This window comes from Kitasatospora sp. NPDC127111 (genome assembly GCF_042677465.1).
GTDB lineage: Bacteria > Actinomycetota > Actinomycetes > Streptomycetales > Streptomycetaceae > Kitasatospora.
The window spans coordinates 45724-52944 of the sequence record NZ_JBHXTG010000065.1; the positions used below are offsets into that span (position 1 = coordinate 45724).

Here is a 7221-nt window from a genome sequence, read left to right on the forward strand (position 1 = left end):
GGGCGGGCCGGGCGGGCCGGGCGGGCGTCGGCAGGGCCGTCCGCCCAGGTGTCCGTCCGGCTGCCCGTCCGGCCGTCCGCCCGTCGGTGTGCCCGGGCTCCCACCAGGACGTTTGCGCGGTGGCCCGGCCGGTCGTGGGAGGGTGTCCGGGTGAACGTCCTGGATCTGCTGCTCATCGCCGCCGCCGTCGGTTTCGCCGTGTCGGGTTACCGGCAGGGCTTCGTGGTCGGCGTCATGTCGGTCCTCGGCTTCCTCGGCGGCGGCCTGATCGCCGTCCAACTCCTGCCGCTGCTGCTCGACCACCTCAGCCCCGGCACCACCGCCTCGGTGATCGCCGTGGTGGTGGTCATCGTGCTGGCGGCGGTCGGCCAGGCGATCACCACGCACTTCGGCTGGAAGCTCCGCGGTCACATCGACAAACGCCCGGCCAGGGCGCTGGACGCGGCCGGCGGCGCGGTGGTCAACGTGATCTCGATGCTGCTGGTGGCCTGGCTGATCGGTTCGGCGCTCGCCGGCACGTCCCTGCCGACCGTCTCCAAGCAGGTCCGCAGCTCCACGGTGCTCGGGGCCGTCCAGGACGCCCTGCCCTCGGACGCGCCGAACTGGTTCTCCGACTTCTCCAAGGTGCTCGCCCGCAACGGCTTCCCGCAGGTCTTCAACCCCTTCGAGCACGAGCCGATCACCCAGGTCGACCTGCCCGACCAGGCGCTGGCCGCGAGCCCGGCGGTGGCCAAGGCGAAGCAGAGCCTGGTCAAGGTGGTCGGCACCGCGACCGCCTGCAACAAGACCCTGGAGGGCAGCGGCTTCGTCTACGCCCCGCACCGGGTGATGACCAACGCCCACGTGGTCGGCGGCGTGGACGAGCCCACCGTGCAGATCGGCGGCGCCGGCCAGCTGTACGACGCGACCGTGGTCCGCTACGACTGGCAGCGCGACATCGCGATCCTGGACGTGCCCAAGCTCAACGCGCCCGCGCTGTCCTTCGCGGGCGAGGCGAAGACCAACGACAGCGCGATCGTGGCGGGCTTCCCCGAGAACGGCGCCTTCAACGTCCAGCCGGCCCGCATCCGCGGCCGGATCCAGGCCAACGGCCCGGACATCTACCACCGCGGCGCGGTGGTTCGCGACGTCTACTCGGTGCGTTCGCTGGTCCGCCAGGGCAACAGCGGCGGACCGCTGCTCACCCCGGACGGCCAGGTGTTCGGCGTGGTCTTCGCGAAGTCGCTGGACAGCGCGGACACCGGTTACGTGCTGACCGCCGCCGAGGTGCGCGAGGACGCCGTCCAGGGCAGCACCGCGAGCGGCCGGGTGGACACCCAGGGCTGCGCGCTCTGATCGGAGCGGGCCCGGGGCAGGCCGGGGGCGGGTCCGGGGGCGGGAACGGACGGGCTCTGGACGGGCTCTGGACGAGCTCTGGACGGAGCGCGTCTCCGGCCGGCGCGCCGCGCCCCGGCGGCGGGTGGCGCGGGCCCTCAGGTCTCGCGGCGCAGCCGGGCGCCCACCCAGCGGGCGCGGCGGCCGAGGATGCGCGGGATGCCGAGCTGCCGCTGCGCCGACCGCTGACGGCGGTCCACGCCGTCGTACCCGAGGTCGTCCGCCCAGTCGGGGCGGTGGCCGGACCTCTGCGAGCTGTTGTGGCGTCGGCCGCGCGGAGCGCCGCCGCGATCGGGCATCCAGGTCATACCGCAATGGATGCCCCTGGGCCGGTCGGCGTAACCGCTCCGGCGGGCGGCAACTTGTCCTATGCGTTTGTCATATGAGCAGAACATGAAGGGAGTTGGGTCCCAGGTCCCGGACCGTCGGACCATTGGACGCTGGACGCTGGACGCCGGACCGGCCGCGGGCCCCGGGGCTCAGTCCTTGTGCCGGCCGATCCAGTCCAGCAGCTCCGCGGTGAACTCCTCCGGCGCCTCCTCGTGCGGGAAGTGCCCGATCCCGGGCATCAGCCGCCAGCGGTACGGCGCCGCCACGTACTCCCCGCCGCCGAGTGCGGTGTGCGACAGCAGCACCGGGTCCGAGGCTCCCTGGACGTGCAGGGTCGGCGCGGTGATCGGCTTCTTCATCCGGCGCGCGAACTGGATGCCGTCCGGGCGGGCCATCGACCGCAGCAGCCAGCGGTACGGCTCGATCGAGCAGTGCGCGGTGCTGGGGATCTGGATCGCCTGCCGGTACGCGGCCACCGCCGTCCGGTCCAGCTGGTTGCGGCCGGTCCAGGCGTCCAGGTAGCGGCCGACCAGCGCGGCGTCGTCGGCCACCAGCCGGCGTTCCGGTATCCACGGCCGCTGGAAGCCCAGCACGTGCTCGAAGGCGGCCATCTGGCGCCGGTCGGTCAGCAGCGCCCGGCGCAGGTCACGGGGGTGCGCGGCGGAGACCACGGTGAGGCTCTGGATCACCGACGGACGCATCACCGCCGCCACCCAGGCCAGCGTGCCGCCGGAGGCGTGCCCGACCAGGTGGGCCCGGTTCTCGCCGAGCGAGCGGATCACGCCGGTGACGTCCAGCGCGAGGTTGCCGGGGTCGTAACCGCGCGGGGTGCGGTCGCTGCCGCCGATGCCCCGCAGGTCGAGCGCGACGGCCCGGTAGCCGGCCTCGGCGAGCGCGGTCAGCTGGTGGCGCCAGGCCCACCAGTACTCGGGCCAGCCGTGCACCAGCAGCACCAGCGGGCCCGTGCCCAGCTCGGCGATGTGGAACCGGGCGCCGTTGGCCGCGAGGTCGCGGTGCGTCCAGGGGCCCGCCTGCCGGACGTCCCAGGCGCCCGGCCCAGCCACCGGTTCCCGGGCGTCGTCCGCGGCGCCCCCGGTCGCGGCCCCGGCGGCGCCGGCGGTCTCGTCAACGGCGTCCTGACCGCCCGTGCGGTCGGGTCCGGAGTCGGCGGACGGCTGCGCGGGCAGGGGCTTCTGGTCGAGCGGCATACCGAGAGCGTGTCACATCCGTACGCCGGACACGCGCCCGGCACTCGTTCTCGGTGCGTCCGGACGCCACGGACTGCCGCCGGGTGTACCGCCCGGCGTGCCGCCGGGCCACCCCGGCCGGGGCGCCCCGGGGCTGCCGTTCAGGACCACGGGACGCCGTGCCGCGGACCGCGGGACGCCGTGCTCCGGACCGTACGACGCCGCGGCGCGGGGCTACGGGATGCGGCCCAGGGCGCGGTCGATCTCCTCCTGGGTGGCGGGGCGCGGACGGGCGTTCTTCAGCACGTCGGCGGTCTTCTGGGCGCCCTCGATGGTGCGGACCGGCTTCTCGATCCGCTTGAACGAGCGCAGCGCCAGCAGCCCGAGGATCGCCGCGAGCAGCAGGTAGGCGCCGGCCACGATCAGGAACGACCAGCCGAGCGAGAGGCCCAGCGCGTGGATTCCGTACGCCGCCGCGGCGCTCAGCATCGGCACGGCGGCCAGGGCCACCACACCGGCGACCGTCAGTGAGACACCGCCGGAGACGCCGCGCTTGACGTCCGCGCGCAGCTCGGCCTTCGCGAGCGCGATCTCGTCGTGGACCAGGGCGGACAGGTCGGCGGTGGCCGCGGCGAACAACTGCCCCACCGAACGCTCGCCCTCGTAGGGCGCCCGGCCGTTGCTGGACGGGTCTGCGGCTCCTGCGGGCATCAGCTGTTCTCCTCTGCGGCTGTGCGGCATGACGCCGCCGTGCGGTGTGGTTCCGGGTGCCGGAGGGGGCCCGGAGGCGTCAGTGGACTGTCGACAGCTCAGAATCATGCCCCCAGCGGTCAGTCGCACACCACTCCGGGGCCCCGCCGGAGGGAAGTGTTCTCCTACGGAGGGGCCGGGCCGTCAGCGGTGCGTGCCGGGCGGAGGTCCGTCCGGGCCGTCGGTGACGCTGTTCGCCGGGCGGTTGACCGGCTTCGCCGTCCGGGCCCGCCAGGCCGGGTCGTCCTGCTGGTAGACGTCGGGGACGCCGTCGGCGTCGAGGTCGCGGTCCTCCTCCTCGCACAGCTCGCGGTAGTGCCGGTTGCGCAGCTTGAGCAGCACGGTGGCGACCAGCGCGCAGAGCAGCGAGCCCACGAGCACGGCCGTCTTGGACAGGTCGGCCAGTGCCGGGTCGTCCGTGAAGGCCAGCTCGCTGATCAGCAGGGAGACGGTGAAGCCGATGCCGGCGAGTACCGAGACGGCGAACATGTCGGCCCACGTGAGCTGCGGGCTCAGCTCGGCGCGGGTGAAGCGGGCGACCAGCCAGGTGCCGCCGAAGATGCCGGCCGTCTTGCCGACCAGCAGGCCGAGGATGATTCCGAGCGGGGTGGCCTGGGTGAACACCTCGCCCAGCGCCGGCCCCGAGATGGTCACCCCGGCGGCGAACAGTGCGAAGACGGGGACGGCCAGTCCGGCCGAGAGCGGGCGGACCAGGTGCTCGATGTGCTCGCCCGGGGACTGCTCCTCGTCGCCGACCCGGTGGCAGCGCAGGATCAGACCCATCGCGACGCCCGCCACCGTGGCGTGCACGCCGCTCTCGTGCATCAGCGCCCAGATGACGAAGGCCAGCGGCACGTACAGGTACCAGCCGTGCACCCCGCGCCGGTGCAGGAACCAGAACAGCACCAGGCCGGCGAAGGCCAGCCCGAGCGCCCAGAACTTGATGCCGGAGCTGTAGAAGATCGCGATGATCAGGATCGCGATCAGGTCGTCCACCACGGCGAGGGTGAGCAGGAAGGCGCGCAGCGCGGACGGCAGGTGACTGCCCACCACGGCCAGCACGCCGAGCGCGAAGGCGATGTCGGTCGCGGTCGGGATCGCCCAGCCGCCCGGGTGCCCGCCGCTGCCGGAGTTGGTCACGGCGAAGAGGATCGCCGGCAGCGCGACGCCGCAGACCGCGGCCATGACGGGCAGCACCGCGGCACTCGGGCTGCGCAGCTCGCCCGCCACGAACTCGCGCTTGAGCTCGATGCCGGCCACGAAGAAGAAGATCGTCAGCAGCCCGTCCTTGGCCCAGGCGTCCAGGGTGAGGTCCAGGTGGAGCGGGGTGGACGGCCCGACGGTGTAGTCGAGGACGCTCTCGTACGCGTCCGGCCAGACGTTGGCCCAGATCAGCGCCGCCACGGCGGCGACGAGCAGCAGGACGCCGCCGACCGTCTCGGTGCGCAGCGCGTCGGTGATGAAGGTGCGCTCAGGGAGGGACAGCCTGCCGAGGAGCTGGCGGCGTCGGGTCGTCGGCTCGTTGACGGGCGGCTGGCTGGCCACGCGTGACCTCCTGGGGCGGGGAACGGTGTACGGATGCACCCGTGGTGCAGTGCCGACCAGACTTCCCGGCGCGCCCTGTGACGCGGGACCTCGCGAGTCCTCAAGGGGCTTGAGGCGGTCCGCGGGATCTTGATGCGTCTTTGACATTCTAGCCGGTCGCACAGTGAGACATCCTGATTGCCATATTTCAGGACTTAAGCCTCGGCGGCCTCTCCTCCCTCCGCACGTGGCACCCGCCGGCACCCGAACGGAGCCGGCCGCATGCAGACGGGTGAACGCCTCCCTATCGTCGATCGCAGGCACCGCCCCGTCCGGACGGGGCGGATTTCCATGCCCACTGCGTCGACCGCACGGCAACGCGCCTTGCGTTGCCCCCCTTGCGTTGTCCCCCTTGCGTCGTGAAGGAAGCCCCATGCCCAGACCGCCCCTCTTACCACTCCGTCCGCCCCTTCGGAGCGCGGCCCGATGAACGGTTCGGCCCCCCGCCCGGCCCAGGAGCCGGGCCCGGATCTGGAGCGCCTGCTCCGCCCGTTGTTCCACGCCGCCGCCCCCGGTGGCGGCGCCGCCGTCGTGGTGATCCGCGGCGACGAACGGACCGTCGCCTGCCGCGGCCACTCCGACCGCTCCAGTGAACTGCCCGTCCGGGCCGACACCAGGTTCGAACTCGGCTCCGTCACCAAGACCTTCACCGGCCTGCTGCTCGCCGAGATGGCCGCCCGCGGCGAGGTCGGCTACGACGACCCGATCGACCGCTACCTGCCGGCCGACGCCGCCCCCGGGTACCCCCACGAGCGGCCGATCACCCTGCTCCACCTGGCCACCCACACCTCGGGTCTGCCCCGGCTCCCGGTCGGGCTGCTGCCCGCGCTGGCCCCCCGCTGGTTCACCCACCCGTACGCCACCTTCGGACCGGCCCACCTGCTCAGGGCACTGCCCCGGACACCCGTGCGCGGGACCCCGGGCGTACAGGTGCGCTACTCCAACCTCGGCTGCGGGCTGCTCGGCCTGCTGCTGGCCAACGCGGCCGGTCAGCGCTACGACGACCTGCTGGAGGCCCGGGTCTGCCGACCGCTCGGCCTGGTGGACACCTCCTGCGGCCCCGGCCGCGAGGACGCCGCCGGCTACCGGCGCGGCCGGCACGTCCCGTCCTTCCGACTGCCCGCGCTGCCCGGCGCGGCCGCGCTGCGCTCCACGGCGGACGACATGCTCCGCTACCTGCAGGCGCACGTCGCACTGGACGCCGTCCCGCTCCCCGCGCGTGCCGACACCGACGCCCTGCGGACGGCGCTCGGCGAGGTCCGGCGCCCGCGCGCCGGCCGCCGGCGCGGCGGGCCGCGGATCTGCCTCGGCTGGAACCACCGCTCGGTCCCGGTCGGGGCGCGCCCGGGCGACGCGCTCCGGTGTGACGCGCCTCAGGGCGATGCGCTTGCGGCCGGGGCGTCTTCGGTGGGGGCGCTCTCGGCGAGGGCACTCTCGGCGGGGTCGCCGGTCGAGTCGATCCCGTTCGGGTCCGTCCCCTTCGGGCCAGGTCTGTTCGAGCCGGTTCCGTTCGGGTCCGTCCCGTTCGGGTCGGTTCGGGGTGGGGCGGTGGCCGGAGAGGGGGAGGCCGGAGAGGTGGCTGACGAGGGGTCCGGTGAGAGCGCCGACGAGGTGATCTACCACGCGGGCGCCACCCGGGGGTGCACCACCTTCGTCGGGTTCAGCCCCCGTGCGCGGGTGGGGCTGGCGGTGATGTCCGGCACACCGCCGCGGCGCGGTCGGGGCTTCGTGCGGAGCGCGTACGACACGCTCTGCACGCTGGTCGCGGAGCGCCGGGAGCCCATGGCGGTCTGACGCGGACCGCGCCCGCCGCGGCGGCATCGGCTGCGGACGGCCGCGGACAGCGGTGCCCCGGATGGTCGCGACCACCCGGGGCACCGTGCTGTCAGGGCGTCAGCCCTGGCTTCCGGTGGGCGGGAGCTGGGACTGGATCAGGTTCATCACGGTGCTGTCGGCCAGGGTGGTGGTGTCGCCGACCTCGCGGCCCTCGGCGATG

Annotated in this window: 6 protein-coding genes; 2 read left to right on the forward strand and 4 right to left on the reverse strand. The window is 73.9% G+C overall.

The annotated features are described in order from the left end of the window. The first annotated feature begins 150 nt into the window (after positions 1-150). Positions 151-1335, forward strand: coding sequence for a MarP family serine protease (locus tag ACFVHB_RS30815; protein WP_380328772.1), 1185 nt, complete (start codon positions 151-153; stop codon positions 1333-1335). Between the two features lie 137 nt (positions 1336-1472). Here ACFVHB_RS30815 and ACFVHB_RS30820 read toward each other — a convergent pair whose 3' ends face one another. From ACFVHB_RS30820 to nhaA, 4 genes are all read right to left on the reverse strand, one after another. Continuing rightward, positions 1473-1682 (reverse strand): hypothetical protein, encoded by a 210-nt coding sequence (locus tag ACFVHB_RS30820; RefSeq protein ID WP_380328774.1) that lies wholly within the window; start codon positions 1680-1682, stop codon positions 1473-1475. A gap of 171 nt (positions 1683-1853) precedes the next feature. After that, positions 1854-2912 (reverse strand): alpha/beta fold hydrolase, encoded by a 1059-nt coding sequence (locus ACFVHB_RS30825; protein ID WP_380328776.1) that lies wholly within the window; start codon positions 2910-2912, stop codon positions 1854-1856. A gap of 213 nt (positions 2913-3125) precedes the next feature. Continuing rightward, the gene (locus tag ACFVHB_RS30830; RefSeq protein ID WP_380328778.1) at positions 3126-3602 is read right to left on the reverse strand and encodes a phage holin family protein; all 477 of its coding nucleotides are present in this window, start codon (positions 3600-3602) and stop codon (positions 3126-3128) included. Between the two features lie 183 nt (positions 3603-3785). Further along, positions 3786-5333: a Na+/H+ antiporter NhaA gene (gene nhaA / locus ACFVHB_RS30835; protein WP_380328780.1), complete on the reverse strand. Its 1548-nt coding sequence runs from the start codon at positions 5331-5333 to the stop codon at positions 3786-3788. Positions 5334-5651: 318 nt separating this feature from the next. Here nhaA and ACFVHB_RS30840 point away from each other — a divergent pair, with 318 nt between their 5' ends. After that, a complete protein-coding gene (locus tag ACFVHB_RS30840; RefSeq protein WP_380328782.1) occupies positions 5652-7019 on the forward strand; it encodes a serine hydrolase domain-containing protein in 1368 nt (455 codons plus the stop codon). Positions 7020-7221: the final 202 nt, after the last annotated feature.

Bases quoted from the DNA above. Each gene is read 5' to 3' on its own strand.
- ACFVHB_RS30840 (WP_380328782.1), top strand. From the start codon at position 5,652: ATGAACGGTTCGGCCCCCCGCCCGGCCCAGGAGCCGGGCCCGGATCTG.
- ACFVHB_RS30825 (WP_380328776.1), bottom strand. From the start codon at position 2,912: ATGCCGCTCGACCAGAAGCCCCTGCCCGCGCAGCCGTCCGCCGACTCC.
- ACFVHB_RS30820 (WP_380328774.1), bottom strand. From the start codon at position 1,682: ATGACCTGGATGCCCGATCGCGGCGGCGCTCCGCGCGGCCGACGCCAC.
- nhaA (WP_380328780.1), bottom strand. From the start codon at position 5,333: ATGTCAAAGACGCATCAAGATCCCGCGGACCGCCTCAAGCCCCTTGAG.
- ACFVHB_RS30830 (WP_380328778.1), bottom strand. From the start codon at position 3,602: ATGCCCGCAGGAGCCGCAGACCCGTCCAGCAACGGCCGGGCGCCCTAC.